Consider the following 1937-nt stretch of genomic DNA (forward strand, 5'->3'; position numbering starts at 1 on the left):
CCGGGCGCATCCTGGAGGAGCTGGTGGTCACCGCCGACCGCGGCTTCGCGGCCCGGACCGTGCAGGTGGGCGCCTTCCGCAATGCGCGGGTGATCGACACGCCGCTGACGGTCAACGTGATCTCCCGCGACGTCCTGGACGCCCAGGGCGCGCTGACGCTGCACGACGCCCTGCGCAACACCGCCGGCGTCACCCGCTCGCAGCTCAACGGCGCGACCTACGACAACATCGCCATCCGCGGCATCCTCGTGGAGAACCGCGGCAACTACCGGCTCAACGGCGCCCTGCCGGTGATCAACCTCGTCGACCAGCCGCTCGAGGACAAGGAACGCGTCGAGGTGCTCAAGGGCGCGTCCGCCCTCTACTACGGCTTCGTGCCGCCGTCCGGCGTGATCAACATGACCACCAAGCGGGCGGGCGCCGAGCCGCACGCGGAGGTCACGTTGCGGGGCGACGACCACGGGACCTTCATCGCCTCGGCCGACCTGTCGCGGCGGTTCGCCGACGGCCGTATCGGCGTGCGGGCCAACCTCGCGCACGGCGAGGTCGAGACGGGCATCCGGCGGGTCCAGGGCGAGCGCGCGCTCGCGGCCCTGGCGGTGGACGTCGACGTCACCGACCGCCTCTCCGTGAAGTTCGACTACGAGTACATCGAGAAGGACATCTCGGAGCCGCCGGCCATCGCGCTGCTGCCGGCCGTGGGCGGCGTCATCACCCTGCCCGCGATCCCCGATCCCAAGCTGAACCTGGGCGACAAGTGGCAGCGCTACGACGCCTGGGCCCAGAACGTGCTGGTGCGGGTGGACTACCGGCTGTCCGACCGCTGGGCGCTCAAGGCCGAGCTCGGCGAGGCGATCACCGAGCGCGACCGGTTCTTCTCGCAGTTCCAGAACTACAACCTGGCGACCGGCGCCGGGACCCTGCAGATCGGTCTCACCCGCGACCAGCGGTTCACGAACCGCAACGGCCGCCTCGAGCTGACCGGCCTCGTCCAGACCGGCCCCCTCGAGCACGAGCTCACCTTCGGCTGGACGGCCAACGAGCGCCGCTCGCGCGGCTTTAACGCCCCGAACCGGACCATCGCGCAGAACCTCTACAGCCCCGTCCGCTTCGGCCCCGTGGCCTTCTCGCCGATCAACACGATCGCCCCGTCGAAGATCAAGGACCAGGGCTACTACGTCTTCGACCGCATGACCTGGGGACCGCTACAGGTGCTCGCGGGCCTGCGCTGGTCGGACTACGAGAGCATCGCCGCGCGCACCTACAAGGCCGACGAGCTCAGCCCGGCGGTGGCCGCCGTCTACAAGCTGCGGCCCTGGCTCGCCTTCTACGCGACCTACCTCGAAGGCCTGGAAGAAGGCGGCATCGCGCCGGCCAACAACGTCAACGCCTTCGAGGTCCTGCCGCCGGCGAAGTCCAAGCAGTGGGAGGCCGGCGCCAAGGCCGAGTTCGGCGACGACGTGGTGGCCTCCGTCGCTTACTTCGAGATCACCCGTCCGTCCGCCTTCACCAACGCCCAGAACGTCTTCGTCCTCGACGGCGAGACCGAGTACCGCGGCGTGGAGTTCATGGCGGCGGGCGAACTCACCGACAGCCTGTCGCTGGTCGCCTCGGGCATCTGGCTGGATGCGAGCCTGGAGCGCGCCGCAAACCTCGCCCTCATCGGCAAGCGACCCGAGAACACGCCCAAGTGGACCGGCAGCCTCTTCGCCGACTATCGCATCGGCGCCGTCGAGGGTCTCTCGGTGAACGCCGGCCTGTTCTACGTGGGCAAGCGCGCGGTCAATCCGCTGAACCAGGCGTTCGTGGACGGCTACGTCACGGCCAGCGCAGGCCTGCGCATCCAGCGCGACATCGCCGGCCATCCCACGACCCTGCAGGTCAACGTCGAGAACCTGTTCGACAAGAGCTACTGGAACTCGGCCGGCAACAACCTG

1 protein-coding gene is annotated in these 1937 nt (G+C 69.3%); it reads left to right on the forward strand.

What is annotated here, in order from left to right; all coding sequences use genetic code 11:
- The coding region (locus JNK30_RS06570) for a TonB-dependent siderophore receptor (RefSeq protein WP_293481258.1) at window positions 1-1937 on the forward strand (1937 nt) is incomplete at both ends.

This window comes from Phenylobacterium sp., assembly GCF_016793225.1.
Taxonomy (GTDB): Bacteria; Pseudomonadota; Alphaproteobacteria; order Caulobacterales; family Caulobacteraceae; genus Phenylobacterium.